The organism is Acinetobacter wuhouensis, assembly GCF_001696605.3.
GTDB classification, from domain to species: domain Bacteria; phylum Pseudomonadota; class Gammaproteobacteria; order Pseudomonadales; family Moraxellaceae; genus Acinetobacter; species Acinetobacter wuhouensis.
This window is the reverse complement of sequence record NZ_CP031716.1, coordinates 1,029,380-1,050,897: the sequence shown is the minus strand read 5'-3', so window position 1 is coordinate 1,050,897 and position 21,518 is coordinate 1,029,380. Positions and strand designations below refer to the sequence as shown.

At 38.2% G+C, this 21,518-nt stretch carries 19 protein-coding genes and 3 tRNA genes; 14 read left to right on the top strand and 8 right to left on the bottom strand.

The genetic code is table 11. The annotated features are described in order from the left end of the window. Nucleotides 1–53: 53 nt before the first annotated feature. From BEN71_RS05655 to BEN71_RS05645, 3 genes are all read left to right on the top strand, one after another. Nucleotides 54–650 carry a 5-formyltetrahydrofolate cyclo-ligase gene (locus BEN71_RS05655; RefSeq protein ID WP_068975240.1) on the top strand — a complete coding sequence of 199 codons (597 nt, stop codon included), beginning with the start codon at nucleotides 54–56 and terminating at the stop codon, nucleotides 648–650. A gap of 135 nt (nucleotides 651–785) precedes the next feature. After that, nucleotides 786–3,215, top strand: coding sequence for an endopeptidase La (lon, locus tag BEN71_RS05650; protein ID WP_068975241.1), 2,430 nt, complete (start codon nucleotides 786–788; stop codon nucleotides 3,213–3,215). Nucleotides 3,216–3,386: 171 nt separating this feature from the next. Further along, the gene (locus tag BEN71_RS05645) at nucleotides 3,387–3,767 is read left to right on the top strand and encodes a VOC family protein (protein WP_068975242.1); all 381 of its coding nucleotides are present in this window, start codon (nucleotides 3,387–3,389) and stop codon (nucleotides 3,765–3,767) included. Between the two features lie 215 nt (nucleotides 3,768–3,982). On the opposite strand, the gene BEN71_RS05640 is transcribed toward BEN71_RS05645, so the two are convergent. The 5 genes from BEN71_RS05640 to BEN71_RS05620 form a co-directional block, all read right to left on the bottom strand. Further along, nucleotides 3,983–4,408: a DUF7832 domain-containing protein gene (locus tag BEN71_RS05640; RefSeq protein ID WP_068975243.1), complete on the bottom strand. Its 426-nt coding sequence runs from the start codon at nucleotides 4,406–4,408 to the stop codon at nucleotides 3,983–3,985. A 148-nt stretch (nucleotides 4,409–4,556) separates the two neighbouring features. Beyond that, on the bottom strand, nucleotides 4,557–5,402 hold the full coding sequence (dapF, locus tag BEN71_RS05635) for a diaminopimelate epimerase (RefSeq protein ID WP_068975244.1): 846 nt from the start codon (nucleotides 5,400–5,402) through the stop codon (nucleotides 4,557–4,559). Between the two features lie 13 nt (nucleotides 5,403–5,415). Beyond that, on the bottom strand, nucleotides 5,416–6,660 hold the full coding sequence (gene lysA, locus BEN71_RS05630; protein WP_068975245.1) for a diaminopimelate decarboxylase: 1,245 nt from the start codon (nucleotides 6,658–6,660) through the stop codon (nucleotides 5,416–5,418). Between the two features lie 33 nt (nucleotides 6,661–6,693). Then, nucleotides 6,694–6,936, bottom strand: coding sequence for a hypothetical protein (locus BEN71_RS05625; RefSeq protein WP_068975246.1), 243 nt, complete (start codon nucleotides 6,934–6,936; stop codon nucleotides 6,694–6,696). Between the two features lie 145 nt (nucleotides 6,937–7,081). Then, nucleotides 7,082–8,485, bottom strand: a complete 1,404-nt coding sequence (locus BEN71_RS05620; RefSeq protein WP_068975247.1) for an amino acid permease — start codon at nucleotides 8,483–8,485, stop codon at nucleotides 7,082–7,084. Between the two features lie 412 nt (nucleotides 8,486–8,897). Between BEN71_RS05620 and BEN71_RS05615 the strand changes: the two genes are divergently transcribed. The 3 genes from BEN71_RS05615 (at nucleotide 8,898) to BEN71_RS05605 (ending at nucleotide 13,208) form a co-directional block, all read left to right on the top strand. Continuing rightward, nucleotides 8,898–10,253: an alanine/glycine:cation symporter family protein gene (locus BEN71_RS05615; RefSeq protein ID WP_068975248.1), complete on the top strand. Its 1,356-nt coding sequence runs from the start codon at nucleotides 8,898–8,900 to the stop codon at nucleotides 10,251–10,253. 120 nt (nucleotides 10,254–10,373) lie between these two features. Beyond that, on the top strand, nucleotides 10,374–11,762 hold the full coding sequence (gene radA, locus BEN71_RS05610) for a DNA repair protein RadA (RefSeq protein WP_068975249.1): 1,389 nt from the start codon (nucleotides 10,374–10,376) through the stop codon (nucleotides 11,760–11,762). A gap of 459 nt (nucleotides 11,763–12,221) precedes the next feature. Further along, the gene (locus BEN71_RS05605) at nucleotides 12,222–13,208 is read left to right on the top strand and encodes a Tim44 domain-containing protein (protein WP_068975250.1); all 987 of its coding nucleotides are present in this window, start codon (nucleotides 12,222–12,224) and stop codon (nucleotides 13,206–13,208) included. 869 nt (nucleotides 13,209–14,077) lie between these two features. Here the strand turns inward: BEN71_RS05605 and BEN71_RS05600 are convergent. After that, nucleotides 14,078–15,253: a S1C family serine protease gene (locus tag BEN71_RS05600; RefSeq protein WP_068975251.1), complete on the bottom strand. Its 1,176-nt coding sequence runs from the start codon at nucleotides 15,251–15,253 to the stop codon at nucleotides 14,078–14,080. Between the two features lie 170 nt (nucleotides 15,254–15,423). On the opposite strand from BEN71_RS05600, the gene BEN71_RS05595 reads away from it, so the two are divergent. The 6 genes from BEN71_RS05595 to BEN71_RS05570 all read left to right on the top strand — a co-directional run bounded on the left by BEN71_RS05595 (nucleotide 15,424) and on the right by BEN71_RS05570 (nucleotide 18,808). Continuing rightward, entirely contained in the window at nucleotides 15,424–16,182 is a 759-nt protein-coding gene (locus tag BEN71_RS05595) for a Nif3-like dinuclear metal center hexameric protein (protein ID WP_068975252.1), read from the top strand. Between the two features lie 229 nt (nucleotides 16,183–16,411). Next, nucleotides 16,412–17,038 (top strand): superoxide dismutase, encoded by a 627-nt coding sequence (locus BEN71_RS05590; RefSeq protein WP_068975253.1) that lies wholly within the window; start codon nucleotides 16,412–16,414, stop codon nucleotides 17,036–17,038. Between the two features lie 123 nt (nucleotides 17,039–17,161). Further along, entirely contained in the window at nucleotides 17,162–17,800 is a 639-nt protein-coding gene (locus BEN71_RS05585; RefSeq protein WP_068975254.1) for a hypothetical protein, read from the top strand. A 117-nt stretch (nucleotides 17,801–17,917) separates the two neighbouring features. Then, nucleotides 17,918–18,577, top strand: coding sequence for a hypothetical protein (locus BEN71_RS05580; RefSeq protein WP_068975255.1), 660 nt, complete (start codon nucleotides 17,918–17,920; stop codon nucleotides 18,575–18,577). A gap of 74 nt (nucleotides 18,578–18,651) precedes the next feature. Further along, nucleotides 18,652–18,727 (top strand) — tRNA-Asn (locus BEN71_RS05575). Between the two features lie 5 nt (nucleotides 18,728–18,732). Continuing rightward, nucleotides 18,733–18,808: transfer RNA gene (locus tag BEN71_RS05570), tRNA-Asn, on the top strand. 58 nt (nucleotides 18,809–18,866) lie between these two features. On the opposite strand, the gene BEN71_RS05565 is transcribed toward BEN71_RS05570, so the two are convergent. Further along, a complete protein-coding gene (locus BEN71_RS05565; protein ID WP_068975256.1) occupies nucleotides 18,867–19,451 on the bottom strand; it encodes a hypothetical protein in 585 nt (194 codons plus the stop codon). 117 nt (nucleotides 19,452–19,568) lie between these two features. Here BEN71_RS05565 and BEN71_RS05560 point away from each other — a divergent pair. Continuing rightward, nucleotides 19,569–19,644, top strand: a tRNA-Asn gene (locus BEN71_RS05560). 62 nt (nucleotides 19,645–19,706) lie between these two features. After that, nucleotides 19,707–20,153 (top strand): DUF2726 domain-containing protein, encoded by a 447-nt coding sequence (locus tag BEN71_RS05555; RefSeq protein WP_068975431.1) that lies wholly within the window; start codon nucleotides 19,707–19,709, stop codon nucleotides 20,151–20,153. Between the two features lie 26 nt (nucleotides 20,154–20,179). Here the strand turns inward: BEN71_RS05555 and mgtE are convergent, their stop codons facing one another. Continuing rightward, entirely contained in the window at nucleotides 20,180–21,514 is a 1,335-nt protein-coding gene (mgtE, locus tag BEN71_RS05550) for a magnesium transporter (RefSeq protein ID WP_068975432.1), read from the bottom strand. Nucleotides 21,515–21,518: the final 4 nt, after the last annotated feature.

Here is a 21,518-nt window from a genome sequence, read left to right as displayed (position 1 = left end):
AAAAGAATTATTCACCTGTATACTGTATATGGTTTTATTTTTCTTCAAACCTTATGAATCAAAACACTGAATTACGCAAAATGATCAGAAAGCAAAGACGATCATTAACACCACTTCAACACAGAAACATTGAGCAGCAATGCTTTAAACAGTTTTTAAAGCATCCACAGTTACAGTACGCAAAAAAAGTGGGGGTTTATCTAGATGCTTTTGGTGAAGTCAGAACACGACTTCTCATTGAATTTTGTTTTCAACATGGTAAACAAGTTTATTTACCCTTGATTTGTAATATGAATAAAACCTTGCGGTGGGTCAGAGTTTCAAAACATCAATTTCATAATCACTTGTTCTCTCGCCATCCACTAGGCATGCTTGAACCAATCGCAAGTAGAGGATTACATATTTCTATTTTAGATCTTGTTGTTATGCCTTTACTTGCCTGTGATGATAAAGGTGCACGGATGGGCATGGGCGGTGGTTTTTATGATCGTACACTCGCCTCTGCTTTGCATCGTCCATATCGGCTCGGTTTAGCACATGATTTTCAAAAATTAGACATTGAATTAAAGCGCAACCCTTGGGATCAAGCTTTAGATGGATTGATCACACCGTCTAAAACTTATCATTTTAAGCGTCATTTCAGTCAATAAGTGCCGCTAGCTTCATTTATTAATCATACATTTGCGTTTTTTTATTTTTTTTATTAAGCAAAGCCCTTGTAATTTTATAAATACACATCACTATAAAAAACATGGCAACACCGTTGTCACTCATTAGGAGTGCCCATGTCTGAGATTATTATGAATCAAGAAAACTTAGAGCCACAGGTTCCAAGTGTATTACCGCTTTTAGCGCTACGTGATGTGGTGGTTTATCCGCACATGCAAATTGCGTTATTTGTGGGTCGTGAAAAATCGATTAATGCAGTTGATGTGGCTCGTAACAGTGACAATTTAGTATTTGTAGTTGCGCAAAAAGATTCGCTTACAGAAGAAATTGATCACGACAATTTATATCAATATGGTACTGTCGCTAAGATTGTACAAGTTGTGAATCATGAGAATGATGAAAACTGCATAAAAGTATTAATTGAAGGCTTACATCGTTCTAAGCTGGTTGAAATCATTGACAATGATGAATACCTGTCTGCTGAACACGCATTGAGCCCGATGACCGTATCTGTAGATCAAGATACGCAAGCAACACGTGTTGAAGAATTGCGTGCCTTATTTTCACAATACGCAGAAGCAAAATTACGTAATGCACGTGAATTGATTGCTGCTGCCAATAAAATTGATGATTTATTGCAATTATTGTTCTTCGTTGCAACGCGTGTACCTTTGAATATAGATGTAAAACAAAAATTCTTAGAACACGATGAGTTTGAAGCACATTTACAAGAACTCATGACTTATTTGCTACAACAGTCTGAAGAACAACAGATTGAGCAAACTTTGCATGATTCTGTAAAACGCCAAATGGAAAAGAATCAACGCGAATACTTCCTCAATGAAAAGATGAAAGTGATTCAGCGTGAACTTTCCGACATGAATGGCGGTGCGGAAGATGATGTTGCTGAAATTGAAAAGCGTTTAGCAGAAGCTGATTTACCTGAACACGTGCGTAAAAAAGCAGAAGCTGAATTCCGTAAACTCAAAGCAATGCAACCTGCTTCAAGTGAAGCGGCTGTAGTTCGTAACTATATCGAGGTGATTTTAGATACACCTTGGAATAAAGCGAGCAAAGTCAGCATTAACTTGGCAAAAGCACAAGAAATTTTAGATGCAGACCATTATGGTTTGGACGAAGTAAAAGAGCGTATTGTTGAATATTTAGCAGTTCAATCACGCGTGAAAAAACTTCGTGGTCCAATCTTGTGTCTAGTTGGTCCTCCAGGTGTAGGTAAAACTTCACTCGGTGAATCCATTGCCAAAGCAACAGGTCGTGAATTCGTTCGTATGGCACTCGGTGGTGTACGTGATGAAGCGGAAATTCGTGGTCATCGTCGTACCTATATCGGTGCGATGCCAGGTAAGATCGTGCAATCTTTGACAAAAGTCGGTGTGAAGAACCCACTGTTCTTACTCGATGAAATTGACAAAATGGCACAGGACTACCGTGGTGATCCAGCTTCTGCTCTGCTTGAAGTACTTGATCCATCACAGAACAATAAGTTCAATGATCATTATTTAGATCTTGATCTTGACTTGTCTGAAGTGATGTTCATCTGTACTGCAAACAGCATGAATATTCCTGAAGCATTGCTTGATCGTATGGAAGTGATTCGTCTGCCTGGTTATACCGAAGACGAAAAAGTCAATATTGCAGACCGTTACCTTGTTCCGAAAGCAATCAAGAACAATGGTTTACGTGCTAAAGAACTGACTGTGCATGAAGAAGCAATTCGTGACATCGTGCGTCGTTATACGCGTGAAGCAGGCGTACGTAGTCTTGAACGTGAAGTGTCTAAAATTGCACGTAAAGTGGTGAAAGAGTCTGTTAGTAAGAAAGCCAAAAACTTACATATTGATGTGACTGCTGAGAACTTGCCAGATTATTTAGGTGTTCATAAGTTTGACTACGGTATGGCAGAAGAAGAAGCGCAAGTGGGTCGTGTTAATGGCCTGGCTTGGACATCTGTTGGTGGCGAGTTATTGACGATTGAAGTTGCTGCTGTTCCTGGTAAAGGTAAATTCATTACCACAGGTTCACTTGGTGACGTGATGAAAGAGTCAATTACTGCTGCAATGACGGTTGTTCGTACCCGTGCAGATGAGTTGGGGATCGAAGCATCACGTTTTGAAGAAACTGATGTACATGTGCATTTACCTGAAGGTGCAACTCCAAAAGATGGTCCATCGGCTGGTTTAGCACTGACTTTAGCCCTTGTTTCTGCGTTCACTAAAATTGCAATTCGTCCTGATATTGCAATGACAGGTGAAACCAGTCTAGGTGGTCGAGCAATGCGTATTGGTGGCTTGAAAGAGAAACTTTTAGCAGCACATCGTGGTGGTGTTAAACTTGTGTTTATCCCACAAGAAAACGTCCGTGACTTGACTGAAATTCCTCAGAATGTCAAAGATGGTTTGGAAATTAAAGCAGTGAAGAGTATCGATGAGATTCTTCCACTTGCACTAATCGAACAACCTAAACCTTTGGTTAAAGCACCGATTGTAAAAGCAGTAGATGAAGGCAAAAAAGCTGCACGCCATTAATCTAAATCACTAAAAAAAAGAGAACGCTTCGGCGTTCTTTTTTATTTAAATTGAACAAAACAAAAATACATTTACAAAATATCTATCTTTGTCGCTTAAGTTTGTCATAAGCTCATCATGATAAAGTTTAAAAATTATCCAAATCATAAAATCAAGATGAGGAACAACACAATGATAAATCCAGTCTGTTGGTTTGAGATTTATGTCAATGATTTACAAAGAGCTAGAATATTTTATGAAACGGTTTTGAATATTAAACTGACTGATTTTCATAATCCTGATTCTTCTCAAGACATACAAATGAAACATTTTCCTTTTGATATGCAACTTTATGGAGCAACTGGTGCGCTAGTCAAAATGGAAGGCGTTCTCGCTGGTGGTAACAGCACAATTGTCTATTTTAACAGTGATGATTGCGCAATTGAGCAAGTTCGAATAGAAAGCGCTGGTGGAAAAATTCACCGAACTAAAATGTCTATTGGAGAACATGGACATATTGTTTTAGCAATTGACACTGAGGGAAATATGTTTGGTATTCACTCAATGAAATAAGCCAAATCTTTCAAAATATGCAGCTTAACCCACAGACCACTTGAAAGTGCAAGATTGACCCTCATTTATAAATTATACAAACACCAATGCTGTAATTTGCAGTTAATGAACAATTATCTGAACTCCAGACAGATGATTGTTCGAACACAGTTCAATGATTATGAACTGTGTTTTTTTATGCTTCCCCTTAAATCATGAATTTTACTATAATCAATTTATTGCTTCTCTCGCCATTGTTTATATTTTTCGCTAATAATGGGTGCCATAAGATCATAATTTTCCCACGTATCCTCTACAGCATAGGTATTTTCTAAACCTTTAGCATGTACGAGAGTCGCATCATAGTCTTTGAAATATTCATTGCTTTCATAGTAGGCTTGGGTAAAAGCAAGACCTTCTTCATTTAAATCCTCTTCGCAAAACTTTTCATCACACATCTGAATTAAAAATTTACGCCCTGTCATTTTCCGTACAAAAACTTGTGCGACCTCATCCTCACTTTCTTCTTGGTGAAACTCGCCTTCCAAATGATTATTGATGATCCACGCTAGGTAAATTCCAATATGTGTTCCTCCATTTTCATAGGGAAAACCCGCTTGCTCTGCTGATTCAGCATGCCAATCGATACGATCTATCGCCATTTTTATGGTCCTATTTTTTGTATAAATCATTTAAAAGTTGTGATATTTATCTTGAACAAAGTTGAACTGAAAATGAAATCATTTTATGTTAAAAAGCCCCGAAATAATTTCAGGGCTTAAAAAAACATTACTAAAAATTTTGAATCAATCAACTTTGGAAATAACGTAGATCTAAACGACCTTCATAAACCGTTGCCGTTGGACCTGTCATCCACACCACATCACCTTCTTTCCATTCAATTTGCAATTTACCGCCTGCAAGTTCAATCTCAACATTATTCGCCAGTAAACCACGGCGCATACCTGAAACAGCTGCAGCACAAGCACCTGTACCACACGCCATCGTTTCACCCACACCACGTTCAAACACACGCAAACGCGCATGCTTTTCATCAATAATCTGCATAAAGCCTGCATTAACACGCTGTGGAAAACGCTCGTGTGATTCAACTTGTGGACCAATTTTTGCTACATCAGCAGTCAGCACATCTGGAACTACAGTCACAGCATGCGGATTGCCCATATTCACCACATCAATGGTCAACTGCTCATCATTGGCGAGCGCAATGTCATACAAGGCATCTGCTTCTTCAGCAATGAAAGGAATCTCTTTCGGTAAAAATTTAGGTTGTCCCATGTTGACACGAACCCAACCATTTTCACCCAATTCAGGCTCAACAATCCCTGCACAAGTTTGCACTTTAAAACGCTTTTTATTAGTCAATTGACGTTCATAAACAAAGCGAGCAAAGCAACGTACACCATTACCACACTGCTCTACTTCCGAACCATCTGCATTGAAAATACGATATTTAAAATCTACATTTGGAAAATCAGGTGGTTCAACAATTAAAAGCTGATCAAAACCAATACCAAAATGACGATCGGCTAAACGTCGAATAGTCATTGCATCAAAAAAAGCACGCTGACTGATCAGATCAACCACCATGAAGTCATTGCCTAGACCATGCATTTTGGTGAATTCTAATAACATCTAAAATGACTCCTTAAGGCAATAAACTTTCATTTTCCCAAAGTGATTCAATCGTTTCACGTTTACGGATTAAATGAGATTGAGCTCCATCAACCATCACTTCAGCAGCACGACCACGGCTGTTATAGTTTGAGCTCATCACAAAACCATACGCCCCTGCACCTAATAGTGCAAGATTGTCATTTTCTTTGATCGCAAGCTCACGCTCTTTACCAAGGAAGTCACCCGTTTCACAAATTGCACCCACGATGTCCCAAGTCTGTTTTTCAACATCTGTACGTGGATTTACTTCTTGAATATCCATCCACGCCTGATACAACGATGGGCGAATCATGTCATTCATCGCAGCATCAATAATCGCAAAATTACGATGATTGGTTGGTTTCAGTAAATCAACTTTAGTCACTAATACGCCAGCATTGGCAGAAATACTACGACCTGGCTCCATATAAACTTTCAAGCCTAATTTTTCTAAAGCAGGACGCATAGATTCAGCGTATTCAACAACTGTTGGTGGTACTTCATCTTTATAGGTCACACCTAAACCACCGCCGATGTCGATGTGTTTTAGATTGATACCGAGTTCTTTGAGTTTATCAATCATCGCGATGATGCGATCCAGTGCATCAACAAAAGGCTGTGTTTCAGTCAATTGCGAACCGATGTGACAGTCAATTCCCACCACATCTAAGTTAGGTAAAGAAGCAGCATACTGATAAGTTTCAAATACTGAATCTGATGGAATACCAAATTTATTTTCTTTCAAGCCTGTTGAAATATATGGATGAGTTTTAGCATCCACATCTGGATTTACACGCAAAGAAATCGGCGCTTTTTTACCAAGCTGTGCTGCCACTTTTTGGATGCGATCCAATTCTGCATTAGATTCTACGTTGAAGCAGGCAATCCCAACTTCTAAAGCTTTTTGAATATCTGCTTCTTGTTTACCCAAGCCAGAAAATACAATTTTTGATGGCTCACCACCTGCAGCAAGTACACGTGCAAGCTCGCCACCTGTTACGATATCGAAACCTGAACCTAATTTTGCCAATACATTCAATACCGCAAGGTTAGAGTTTGACTTCACCGCAAAGCAAATTTGATGATCAATAAAGCTAAAAGCCTTATCCATATCTAAATAATGCTTTTCAAAAGTTGCTTTTGAATAAACATAAAGTGGTGTGCCATATTGCGTTGCAAGTTGATCTAGAGAACATTGCTCTGCATGCAATACCCCATTAATGCGGGAAAAACTCATGAATGTATCCTTTCATTGAAAGTGTAATTAGGTTTAGTTTGAATTCGCTTGTGAAGCTGATCCTGTTTGATCTGGTGAAGTAAGCTGATCTGTGATTTTTTTCTCAGCTTGCTTTTCACCCGATTGCGCAGTTTTGCTTTCATTTGAATAGAGCAAATACTTGGCACGTTTGTCATAGTCTGGGCTATTGGCTAACTGCAATTCACCTGACTGACCACATCCGATCAATCCCGTACTCGCTAAAACTAAAGTGATGCTACAAATTGCTAAACGCATTTGTTCACCTATTTCCAAAATTTTCGTCAGTATACCTTGAATCTAAAATATAGACCAAAGCAGAAAGGTTAAAGATTAAAATGAGAATAAAAAAAACGCCAGTAATTCACTGACGTTTTCTTATGAGAATCTCTGAATTGGTTAATTACTGTTTTTTCTTATAGAAACAAAAATAACCAATTGCAAGGATCATTAACCAGATCGGGCTAACCATCAATGATTCACGCGTATCTGTCTCAAGTGCAAGAATACCAATGGTACCAATGAAGAATGCAATCACGACATAACAGGTAATCGGGCCACCTGGTAATTTAAAGATCGATTTTGCATGAAGCTCTGGACGTGTTTTGTAATACACCAGATAACTCCATAAAATAATAATCCATACCAAAATGAACAGAATCGTTGAAAGTGTCGTTGCTAAAGTAAATGCTCTTACCGTATCAGGTACAAAGTACTGTAATGCAGCACCACCGAGTAAACACACACCTGAAAAGTACAAGGCATTTGCAGGTACAGCACGTTTATTCAAAAGACCAAAAGCTTTTGGACCTTGTTCTTCACGAGAAAGACCAAACAACATACGGCTAGTAGAGAATACACCACTGTTCATCGAAGACATCACTGAAGAAAGCACCACCAAGTTCATGATGATCGCAGCAGCAGCAATACCCGCTTGACTGAATAAGTTTACAAATGGGCTGACTTTCGGATCAATTGTATCCCATGGTGTTACTGACATTACGATTACAAGTGCCAATACATAGAAGAAAATGATACGAATTGGAATCGAATTTACTGCTTTTGGTAAATTCTTTTCAGGATCTTTGGTTTCAGCAGCCGTTGTACCCACCAATTCAACACCAACAAAGGCGAAAATTGCAATTTGGAAACCTGCCAAGAAGCCCTCAAATCCTTTCGGGAACATCCCACCATGATCCCAAAGATGGGTAAATGAAGCCACCTGACCGGTTGATGCTGAAGTAAATCCAGTAAAGATCATCCACAGACCAACTAAAATCAATACAACAATGGCAATAATTTTGATCAAAGCAAACCAAAACTCAAGCTCACCGAACAATTTTACTGTTACAAGGTTTAGGCCCATAATAAAGAAAATGGCTGCAACACTAATCATTGCCCCTTCAGTCGGCGTGAAGGCGACACCATTATTAAAGAACTGTAAGTAATAAATAATCGCGGATAAATCTGCAATACCAATGGTGATCCAACACAACCAATAGGTCCAACCCACAAAATAGCCCGCCCATGGGCCGATCAAATCAGTTGAAAAATCAATGAATGATTTATATTGCAAGTTTGAAAGTAGTAATTCGCCAAGCGCGCGCATCACGAAGAACACCATTAAACCGATGATCATGTAAATAAATAAGATCGATGGTCCTGCAAGACTAATGGTCTTGCCTGAACCCATAAATAATCCTGTACCAATCGCACCACCTATCGCAATCAATTGCAGATGGCGATTTGATAAGCTCCGTGCGAGTTCCCCACTTTCATTTGAGGATGAGTAATTTCCGTTTGACATTTTTAGTTCAGCTTAAGCAATTCATCTGCACAAATTAGCTGAATTTATACAAAAAATACAAATTTTTTTCAGACTGTACGTTTATTCATCTAAATCAAAAGTCTAGCTTAATGTATTTGAACTTCTCATCAGCTTCGGCGTTCAATAGTCAGTTTTTATTAATTTTACTAAAAATCAATAATTAAAAAAAAATTTAATAATTTGCACATAGAACTTGTAAGTCAATTAAATCTATGTCAAAAAAGAAACAGATTGAAAAAAACAATAGCGCTAAAAATTTAAACTGAACATTATGCAAGCTTTTTTTTAAAGTTGGCATTTTTGTAAAATCACAAAAACCCAAGGATGGCATAACAATTGCTTATTTAATCAGCAACTTGTATGCAAAACGGAAACATAAAAAGAAGGTACTATGCAAAATATTCAATCGTTAATGGAAACCTTAAGTGGTTGGGTCTGGGGACCTTATATGCTTGTACTCCTTGTTGGTACAGGTGTGTTCCTCACGCTACGTCTCATGTTTTTACAATTCAGACTTTTACCTTTTGCCTTTAAACAAGTGTTTGGCAAACATGATAAAGCTAAATCTAATGATGGAGATATTTCTCAATTCAGTGCATTAATGACCGCATTATCAGCAACGATTGGTACAGGGAACATTGCCGGTGTTGCAACTGCATGTGTGCTCGGAGGACCTGGTGCAGTTTTTTGGATGTGGATGACCGCCTTAGTGGGCATGGCAACCAAATATGGTGAAGGTGTTTTAGCTGTTAAATACCGTGTTACCAATGAAAATGGGCAAAAATCTGGCGGTCCAATGTACTACATTGAACGTGGACTCAAGTGGAAATGGCTCGCGATACTATTTGCATTGTTTGGTACGATTGCTTCTTTCGGAATCGGAAGCTCAGTACAGTCCAACACCGTTGCACTTGCGGTGCAGAATAGTTTAGGTGTTGAAACGTGGATTACAGGTGTCATTATCACACTGTTCTCAGCTTTGGTTATTCTTGGGGGAATCAAATCCATTGCTAAAGCATCATCTTTCATCGTTCCAATCATGGCGATTGGCTATGTTTTAGGTGGTTTAGCAATTATTTTGACCAATCTAGAACTCGTACTGCCTGCACTTAAATTGATCTTTGTCGATGCATTTACAGGGCAAGCCGTTGCTGGTGGTGCAATCGGTGCGGTGATTCGTTACGGTGTTGCGCGTGGTGTATTCTCGAATGAAGCGGGTATGGGTTCTGCGCCAATTGCAGCAGCAGCGGCAAAAACCGATCACCCTGTACGTCAAGGTTTAGTTTCAATGACAGGGACATTCATTGACACCATCATTGTCTGTTCAATTACAGGTATTGTTTTGGTCATGGGCTACATCGTCGCGGGGAACACTTTTGGTACTGAAACAGGTGCTGTCCTCACTACGCATATTTTTGATCGCTTATTACCCGGTGTTGGAGGATGGGTGGTCACCTTTGGTATTATTTTCTTCGCATATTCAACCATTTTAGGTTGGTGCTATTATGGTGAAAAATGTGCGACGTATCTGTTGGGCGAAAAATTCGTTTTAATCTACCGCATTATCTATATTGCAACCGTATTTATTGGAACAGTAGCTACGCTTGATTTAGTCTGGTTATTTGCCGATACCTTTAATGGCTTAATGGCAATTCCAAACTTGATTGCATTACTCTTGCTTTCTGGTGTTATTGTGAAAGAAACCAAAGACTTCCTAGCTCGTCGTAAATCAGGTGAACTGTACTAAAATTATTCAACTTCTTTAAATGGGACGACAATATTAGTCGTCCTTTTTTATATTATTGGCATCTACAATTTAGATTGATGTATAGTCATTTCACTCACTTACTCTTGAATTTTTAATCATATGGCTAAAGTCAAAACTGTTTATCGTTGTGAACAATGTGGTACAGACCATTCCAAATGGGCAGGTCAATGTTCAGACTGTGGTGAATGGAACTCTTTGACTGAAGTTAAAATTGAACCTGTTGTCAGCCACCGTGCAAAACCTATGGGTGGTGGCTATGCGGGACAAGCTGCCAATGTCACTCTACTCAATCAAATCACAGTATCAAATGAAACACGACTTGGTACAGGTATTGGTGAATTTGACCGCGTCCTCGGTGGTGGTTTAGTGACAGGTTCAGTGGTTCTGATCGGTGGTGATCCAGGGATTGGTAAATCAACCATTCTGCTACAAACAGCAACCCATATGGCGGCTGCCAATAGTTCTGCGCTCTATGTCACGGGTGAAGAATCACTTTCTCAAGTCGCTTTACGTGCCAATCGTTTAGATTTACCTACTGATAAATTACAAGTCATGGCTGAAACATGTGTTGAGCGTATTTGTGAAACTTTAGCGCAACTTCGCCCTGCTGTTGCAATTCTCGATTCTATTCAAACTTTATATACCGAAACTTTACAATCTGCGCCAGGTGGTGTTTCTCAAATCCGTGAATCTGCTGCTCTACTCACACGATTTGCCAAAAATAGTGGTACAGCTTTATTCATTGTCGGTCATGTCACCAAAGAAGGTTCGCTCGCAGGTCCACGTGTTTTAGAACACATGGTCGATTGTGTACTGTATTTTGAAGGTCAATCTGATTCACGTTATCGTATGATCCGTGCAGTCAAAAACCGTTTTGGTGCAGTGAATGAACTCGGTGTCTTCGGTATGACCGACAAAGGGCTAAAAGAAGTTGCCAACCCCTCGGCAATATTCCTCAGTCGTTATGATGAAGCCATTCCAGGCTCTGTTGTCATGATCAGCCGTGAAGGCACTCGACCACTTTTGGTTGAGGTTCAAGCCCTCGTGGATGATGCGCATGGACAACCACGGCGTGTTGCACTTGGTTTAGAACAAAACCGTTTAAACATGTTATTAGCCGTAATGCATCGTCATGGTGGCGTACAAACTTCTGGACAAGATGTTTATGTCAATGTCGTGGGTGGCTTAAAAATTACTGAGACAGGTTCAGATCTTGCTGTCCTGCTCGCTTGTGCGTCAAGTTTGCGTTCCAAGGCTTTACCACAACAGCTGGCTGTTTTTGGAGAAGTTGGATTATCAGGTGAGATACGCCCTGTGCCGAATGGTCAAGAACGCTTAAAAGAAGCCATCAAACATGGATTTAAATACATCATTGTACCTCGTGGTAATGCACCACAAAAGCCAATCGCAGGTGTACAAATCATTTCTGTAGCACGCCTACACGAAGCGTTGACTGAAGCAATGCAACTTAGTGATGAAGTTGGATAAGGTTGAACACCTATCTTTACATCACCAAATCTTAGATCGCGTTTACCTTTCACGATAAAACGTATTGTGTACCAGCAATACGTTGAGTTGCTTAGGCTATTTTAAAAATATTTTTTGTTCGAATATTTAGAACGCTGAATTAAGAACACATTTAGAAGCGAATTAAATCCATGAGAATTCTTAGCTGAATTAATAAACAAAAACATGAAATAGGGCTATCAATTTAATGATATGATAAATACACTCTAAATTTATACTTTTTCAGGATTTTCAATTAATTAATACAAAGCTGCTAAGGCTTCTGTTTCAAAAAAGATATTCGTTATTTTTATGTGAATATATGCGCAAATAAATCTCAAAAACATTGAAATTCTCTGTAAAAGACTGCATAAATAGAGATATGAAATAGCATAACAATGCTGTTCTATTCATAAACATATTTTAAAATAGGTAATTTCAATGGAAGTTCGACAGCGCGGCTTGATCGCCGGTATTTTGATGGCAACTTTAGCTGTAGCACCGCTCGCTGAAGCAAAACGTGCAGGTGGCGGTAAAAGCCATGGCATGAGCCGTTCTTCGAGTTCAAGTCAGTCTTATTCTCAACCGCGACAAGCTACGCCTGCTCAACAGCCAATGCCTGCTCAAACGGGTCAACAAAAGTCTGGTTCGGGTGTAGGTAAAATGGTTGCGGCTGGTGTTGCTGGTGCGGCAGTTGGTGCAATTGCTGCCAATGCTATGGCTGATGATCATAATGCTACGCAAACCAATGATGCAGAGTTAGCAAAACAGCAAGCAGCTCAACAAGAAGAGCAAAAAGGTGGCATTCCAAGTTGGATTTGGTTAATCCTGATCGCAGGTGCTGCATTCTTCTTGTTCCGTAAATTCGGTGCTAAAAAAAAATTAGCGGGTAATAATCCTTACGCACCAAATAGTTCAGGTCCAACATCTGCGCCATTTGGTCAAAACAACACTGCACGTACGTCAAATGACAATACCAATATTTTTGGTCAGTCAGTGAATGGCGGTACAGCGACACAAGCACCGTTTGGCGCAGCATCTACACAAAGTGGTAATCAACTTCCTGATGGAACTGAACCTGCTGCTTTCTTACGTATTGCGCGTCAACGTTTCAACCACATTCAGTCAATGAACTCTGCAAGCAACATTACAGAAATTCAACGCTACTTAACCCCTGATCTTTACCAGTCTATGTATAACGACATCATGGAAAATCAAGATCAAGACGTTGCTGAGTTCTCAAACTTAAATGCAATGGTGGCTGATAGCGCAACTGAAAATGGTCAATATGTGGTAAGTGTTCGCTTTACAGGTACTGTAAGTGAAGATCTGAATAGCCAACCTACACCATTTGCTGAAGTTTGGCACTTTGTTAAACCGGCGGGTTCTAGCCAAGATTGGTTAGTTGCAGGTATTCAACAAGCTTAATTTTTAGCAATAAATAACAGAAACCAGTGATTCGTCACTGGTTTTTTTTATGGCAATCTTAAAATCTTTATAAGCGACATAATATCTTAGCCAGTACAAATTGAACAAAATTACCCACACAGATTTGTTGTAAGGCATAGATTTAAAAATGAGAACATTGATCGTTCTTTCCTTAAATATTCCTTTGATAGTTGTGTTGATTATTATGGAATGAATAGCTGAATTAATTTATCTAGGGTTTGTTGATATTTAAAACAGTAACCACATGAATTTTATATAAAAAAAATCATAAGGTTACTGTAAGTGCTCTATTAAAAATATCATTCCTAAACTATTGGTATTAAAAATGATTTTTATCTGAGATTAAAATTAATACAGCAAATGTCAACACGCCCTAATAAAAATCAAAAATTATACCAATCCGTTAAATTAACTTTATATAAATTAGCCTCTTTTGCTTTTTTGCACCAATTACTTTAAACGTAGTGATGCTATCGTGAGGCGACATGGATGTCGCCGTTGGATATGAGGAGTATACTCCGAAGATAGGTGATCTTGCGAAGCCTCGCTTCTCATGTCCAACAAAGGATTTTTGTCACCTTACGGAATACATTCCTCAACCTTCAAAAGTGAGGCATCGAATACACAAAGCAATTTAAACTTTTCAATGTATGTCGAGTCTGTGCAAACCTTTCATTTATATGATCTAACTTTGATCGTATGGTATTACCATCAAACTCAGTCATTCACCTCATCGATACCGATACAACTCAGTTGATCTAAGCTTTATGGTTTAAATAAGGAAAGACAAATATTTTATGGCAATAAAAAGCCCTGAATGATCAGGGCTTAAAATTTCAAATCGCTTTTTAGCGTTGCGGTAAAGGAATGTATTGAGAATCCGTACTTTGTACCTTACGCTCACCGACTTTGACAGCGACATTGACCTTTTGCTCACCACGAACCACTTCAACTTGGATCGTTGAATTTGGTGCTTGTAATGCAACATAATTGATCAAATGCGACGTCGATGTAATATCTTCATTATTGACCTTCACAATGCGATCACCAACTTTAATTCCCGCTTCAGCTGCTGGACCTTTTTTCAAAACATCAGCAACGACTACACCCGCTTGACGAGGCTGTAGAACATCCTCTTGAGTTGGAGGAACTAAGCTAATCCCCATCCAACCACGGATCACTCGACCATCTTTCAAAATCGAGTTTAAAACTTGCTGGCAAATTTTGGCAGGAATGGCAAAACCAATCCCCAAAGAACCACCTGATTGTGAGAAGATTGCAGTATTTACACCGATCAGATTTCCTGCAACATCGATTAAAGCACCGCCTGAGTTGCCTGGATTGATTGCTGCATCCGTTTGGATAAAATCTTCATAAGTATTGATACCCAAATCAGAACGTCCAGTCGCAGAAATAATCCCCTGCGTCACAGTTTGTCCCACACCGAATGGATTACCAATCGCTAAAACAACATCACCCACTTCATTTCCACTTAACTTAAATGGCAAAACAGGTAATTCGGTCAATTCAATTTTAATCACCGCAAGATCTGTATCAGGGTCAGTACCTATCACTTTCGCTTCAGCACGACGACCATCACGTAAGGCAACAACAATTTGGTCTGCCTGAGCAATCACATGATTATTCGTTAAAATATAACCATCAGGTCGGACAATCACACCTGAACCCAAGCTATTTTCATTAGAGCCTTTATTCTGTTCTGGAATTTGATTGCCAAAAAACTCACGGAACGCTGGATCATTGAGTAAAGGATGGTTTTGTTTCACTTTTTGCGTTGTAAAAATATTCACAACTGCGGGTGCAGCCACTTTTACTGCGGCACTATAGGAAACTACTCCGCCTGTACGAGATGTATTGACCAAAGGTTCAACTTTTTCAGCAGGCATTTTCACACCATCAGCAGCAATCGGCGCTTTAGGTTGTTGAATTTTTTGCCAAACCACAAAACAAATGATGACCAGTATCAGTAGAATCCAAGGGAGCCAAGTAAATGAACGCCGCACGTTATTATTCCTCTAAGAATTTTTTAATTCGTTGATGCAAAAGCAATTTACATATTGTAAAGCAATTCAATAAAGAAACATAAAAATCCTTAAGAGTTTTGTTCAGCTTTAGTTACAATTCAAAGTATGTTTTGATGTTTTAAATAAGATTATTTAAATGAAGGTTATTCATGGCTTTACTTAAAGATATTATTCAATGGTGTGATCAAACCTTAAAATCACACGAATTTAAAGACTATGCACCAAATGGTTTACAAATCGAAGGTAAAGCTGAAGTCAAAAAAATCCTATGTGCTGTCACGGCTTCACAAGATGCGATAGATGCTGCCATTGCCCAACAGGCAGATTTACTTTTAGTTCATCATGGTTATTTTTGGAAAGGTGAACCCTACCCGATTACAGGAATGCGTGGTAAACGAATTAAGGCTTTAATTCAAAATGATATTTCTCTAGTTGGCTACCACCTGCCTTTAGACTCTCACCCGACTTTAGGTAATAACGCTGAAATTGCCAGAATCTTAGAATTAGAAAATATTGAAGCGCTTGATCCGAGCGAACGCAATCCGATTGGTAATATTGGTTATTTAAAAAATGCCATGTCACCTGAAGCTTTCAAAAATTTTGTGTCTGAAAAACTACATTTTGATGCGATTCATTTACCTGCCGAAAAAACAACAATTCAAAAAGTTGGCTTTTGTACGGGTGGCGCGCAAGATTTTATTGGCAAAGCTGCGGCAATGAATTGTGATGCTTATATTTCAGGTGAAGTCAGCGAACGTACTTTTTATGAAGCCAAAGAATTAGATGTTCACTACTATGCATGTGGTCATCATGCGACTGAGCGTTATGGTGTGCAACGCCTCGGACAAGCCATCGCCGAAAAATTCGATATAGAATATAGTTATTTTGAATTAAACAACCCGATTTAAATCGGCTACAGTAATCAAGTTTAAATGACCAATGCTTGGTACACATGTTGATGTGAATAAACAGCATTGGTCATGAAATTAGTTATTTTATTTTTAACAATTTCTTTATTCGTAATTAATCGAAATAAATTGTGTATTGTTATTTAACATCCTGCACAATTGTTTATAGAATCCATTACAATAAAGCCACTTAATTTTAAAACCCAGCAAATTGCAAGGAATTTAAAACATGACAACCATTACTTTACCTGCGCTACCATACGGCTACGAAGATCTTGCTCCTCACATCAGCAAAGAAACTTTAGAATTCCACCACGACAAACACCACAATACTTATGTTGTTAACTTAAACAACTTAATCAAAGGTACTGACCTTGAAGGTAAAACTTTAGAAGAAATCATCGTTGCTGTTGCTGGCGATGCTTCTAAAGCAGGTGTTTTCAATAACGCGGCTCAAGTATGGAACCACACATTCTACTGGAACTGTTTGGCTAAAAACGGTGGTGGTGCTGCGACTGGCGCTTTGGCTGCTAAAATCGACGAAGCTTTCGGTTCTTATGAAAAATTTGCTGAAGAATTTGCTGCTGCTGCAACAACTCAATTCGGTTCAGGTTGGGCTTGGTTAGTTGCTGACAAAGTAAATGGCGAACTTTCTATCCTTAAAACTTCAAATGCAGATACTCCACTTGCTCACGGTAAAGTTGCAGTATTAACAATCGACGTTTGGGAACACGCTTACTACATCGACTTCCGTAATGCACGTCCAGCTTACATCAAAACTTTCCTTGAAAGCCTTGTAAACTGGGACTATGCAAATGCTAAATATGCTGGTCAAGCTGCTGGCGTTGAAAAATAATTTCAGTCTGAAAAGACTCAACTGAATATCAGTTGAATTATTTACAAAAATCGCTCTTTTATAGAGCGATTTTTTATTAGCATATTAAAAATATTTCCCAATAAAAATGAATATCGTATAACAATGACTTTACAACCCTACGTGATTAAAGCCAGTTTTGGACGTATCGCTTTTATTTTTATGTGCATGATTGCACTACAATTTGTTTGTTTTAAATTTCTAGAATTTTCAGACTACATCACGCCCCTTTTCATAATTGTCGTGATTGTGCTTTTAATCGTATTTCCCTTTAGCATCTACATGTTATGGATGATCATTCAACACAGAACACCGCGCATTATTTTTAATTTAGAAGATTTTGAAGTCATCCAATATAGCCGTAAAACCAAAATAAAATATGCTGATATGACGAGTTTCAATTTAGAAAGACACGAAACCCATTATCAAGTAACAGCCTATGAACGTGAACGGAAATTATTTCTATACAGTGCTCACCCTATACAGGTCGTTGATATTTTTGCTAGGACAACAACTGAGCCGATATTTCAAGTTCAACAAGGATTATTGATCAGCAATGAGCAAATTCTTGAAACTGCGATGTTACTCTATATTCTTTGTCAAAATAAAGCCAAAAGTAGACCAGCTATTTTCCACAAGCTCAACAACAAACAATTTAAATTCACCGATTATCTCAATCAGAAAGATATTGCCAACTTTACATACGATCAAAAACTCAATAAAAAATTTAGTGCCCGAAAATAAATCAATTCAATGTACTTTACATTTACACAGCAACTCATCAATATTCACCTATTTACAGATTGAAAATTGATGTTCTTCTAAAATATTTTATTGAAGCATTTATACTTGAACTAAATCATGACTATACCGAATAAAAAACCATTCCCGACTTACACCATAAAAGCCAATCCATTCAAACTATTGCTGTTCTTTTCTACAATTATCACAATCCAAATAGGATGCTTTAAATTTATCGAATCATCGGACTATATAACCTTCGGATTTATTTTTGCTGTATTAGGACTAGTTTTCTTTTTCTGTTTTGGACTCTACCTATTTTACTTACTTATCAGATATGGTCGTCCCCGCGTCTGCTTCATGCCTGAATATTGCCGAATTCAAATGTATACCGTACATATCAGTATTCCCTACAAACAAATTTCTTCAATCAATTTTAATAAAGTCGAGCAAGAACACCGTGGCATAAAATGGGGACATGATTACCAACTCACCCTCTATTTAAAAGAGGAAATTGCACAAACAAACATGTTCAGAAGGAAGACTTTTCAAGTTAAAGACCAAGTCATAGCTTCACAGTTCATATTTAGAAATCAAAAAATTTTAGAAATGGCGATAATTTTTACTGCAATCGCTCGGATGACACCTAAAAAGCGTATAGAAACCATTCAACAACTCAGTGATCGAAGTAGTCACTATGACCATCTTATCTCAAATAAAGAATTGGAAAATTTTAAAAATAATCAATATATAAGCAAATATTTCAAATCTGGACAATAAAAAAACATTTAAGGCTTTTTTGTTATAAATATACTTGACCACTTTGACTTTCATCCATAGAATGCGTTTCAGATTCTCCAATAGCTCAGTCGGTAGAGCGACGGACTGTTAATCCGCAGGTCCCTGGTTCGAGCCCAGGTTGGAGAGCCATCTATTCTTCCATAGCTCAGTCGGTAGAGCGACGGACTGTTAATCCGCAGGTCCCTGGTTCGAGCCCAGGTGGAAGAGCCAGATTCTAAAAAGCCCACTCATTGCGAAGTGGGCTTTTTTTATCAGCATATTTTTATCTTTATAAATCGCCTCTTTCTTTTAGGTCATACATATAAATGTTGGCTGCACTCCGAAAAAACACGAGTTTAATTGTATCTAAATAGCGAATATGGCTGTCTGCACATAAATCTTGAAATTGTGTGTCATAGGGACTTTTAAATTGTAGCGTTGAAAATTCATCAAAGTTTTGCCGAATTAAATATTCAAGATGATCATCTTTTAACGTGATCAAGTAATTACCACCTGCTTTGGTTACAGTCGCATATTGAGAGTTGAGATTCACAGCATTCCCCTCTAAAGGGACACCGATAATGCCTTTACCTATTGAATCATGCACTTCAAAATCACCTTGAATATACTCAATAATCGTTTGTGTACTTAATGGTTTTTGATTGGGTGTCGGAAAAACTTTATAAATCTCCGCCCACTCTTTCTGATCAATCAATTGTGTAAATAAAACTTTTCGGCAAATATCCTGTTTATCAACATGCTGTGTTTGATTCTTTTTTTGAGAATCATTTGATGCAGTATCTTCTGGATGTGCACGCCATTGGCATGAATTTATAAATGCAACAAGAAATAAAGGAAGAAGAAGAATTTTCATAAGCATGCTTTTATTTTTATGAATGATCAAATATTTAGCAAATAATACGTTTTTATGATCAATTTAACAATTTTTTCTTGACCCACTTCCAATTCATCCCTAAAATGCGTTCCAGATTCTCCAATAGCTCAGTCGGTAGAGCGACGGACTGTTAATCCGCAGGTCCCTGGTTCGAGCCCAGGTTGGAGAGCCAAATTCTAAAAGCCCACTCATTACGCAGTGGGTTTTTTCTTGCCTATCTTTTGTTGATTACTTATGTCTTTTGATTCTCATCAGGCTTTATTCCTTTTTATAGGTAGTATTGCAACACTTGCTTTGCTAATTGCCTGTTTCGGTCAACATTTATTTAGAAATAAAAACTATTTTGCAAAACCCGTCATTACCCCTTTTGAGCAGAAAATGTTTTTACGCTTGAATGAAGCTTTCCCGCAACATCATGTACTTGCTCAAGTTGCTTTTAGCGCATTGATTGATACAGAACACTTCAAACTCAGATCCAAATTTAATCGTAAAGTGACTGATTTTGTATTATTAGATCATCAACTTGAAGTGATCGCGATTATTGAGCTAGATGACCCTACACATCTAGGAAAAGAACAACAAGATGCTCAACGTGATGCAATGTTGAATCAAGCTGGCTACAAAGTCTATCGTTATACAGAAATTCCGAGTTGTCGAGATTTAAGAAAAGACATCCTTTAGAATTTTAAAGTTTTGAATATGTAAATTTATAAAAGCAACGAAGCAATACACAAATACACGATCACCCCTGTTGCATCACAGATTGATGTGACCAAAGGTGCTGAAGCACTTGCAGGATCGAGTTTTAAGCGATTGAGAATAAAAGGCAAACTCATACCAATCAAACAGCCCAGTAGTACAATGCCCATCATGCTGATTGCAAGGACTAAAGCAACCATCGCATCTCCTCGGAAATAGCCAAGCACTGAAACTGCAAGCGCCATTGTTCCACCTAAACAGAGCCCAACCAAACTCTCACGACCGATCAAATACAACCAATCTTTTAGCTCTACATCTCCGATGGCTAATGCACGTACCATCAAAGTAGCTGACTGAGAACCTGCATTTCCGCCACTGCCAACCAATAAAGGCAAGAAAAAAACCAACACGATATTGGCAGAAATAATGTCTTCAAAATGTGCAATTCCAAAACCTGAGAGCAAGCTACCAAATACTAAGATAACCAACCAAAACACACGCTTTTGATATAAATATAGAATGGGAGCAGATTTGATACTGACATGTCCTGAAGACATTGCACTTGATTTTAAAAAGTCTTCTGTGGCTTCTTCTTTAGCAATATCCATTGCATCATCATAAGTCACGATCCCCAATAGTTGATTATTTTCATCGACAATCGGCAAGGCGATAAAATCGTAATAACTGAGCTTTTCAGCAATGCTCTCTTGGTCTTCATCACTGTAGCCAACAATTAAATCACGACTCATTATTTCAACAATTTTCTGTTGAGGTTCTGCGAGAATGATTTGTCGCAATGAAACTACACCGAGTAGCTTTTTATCTTGGTCAATCACATAAATCAAATAAAGTGTTTCACGATCTTTGGCTTGCGTTCTAATCTGTTCAATCGCTTCTACCATGTTCAAATTTGGTGGCAAAGCCACATAATCTGAACTCATGATCGCACCCGCGGATTCCTCAGGATACTTGGCGAGTTGTAAAATATCCTGTTGAATTTCTGGGCTTAAATACTGACTCACTTGCTGTTGTAGCTTGTAATTCAATTGTTTAAACAAATCAGTACGATCATCTGAGTGCATCTCAGACAATATTTTTACCAGCAATGGCGTATTTAAATGTTCAGCAATTTGTAATTGTTGTTCTATCGATAAAAATTCAAAAATATATGCTGCATTAGGGAGATACTCAATCAGCGTCAATTGTTCATTTAGAGATAAATTGGATAATAATTTCGCAATATCAGCATCATTGATTTGACTGATTTTATTTTGAATAAGTTCAAATTGATGGTTCTGTATAGCGCTTTCTATTTCTGCTATAAATGCCAAAGAAAATTGCATAAAA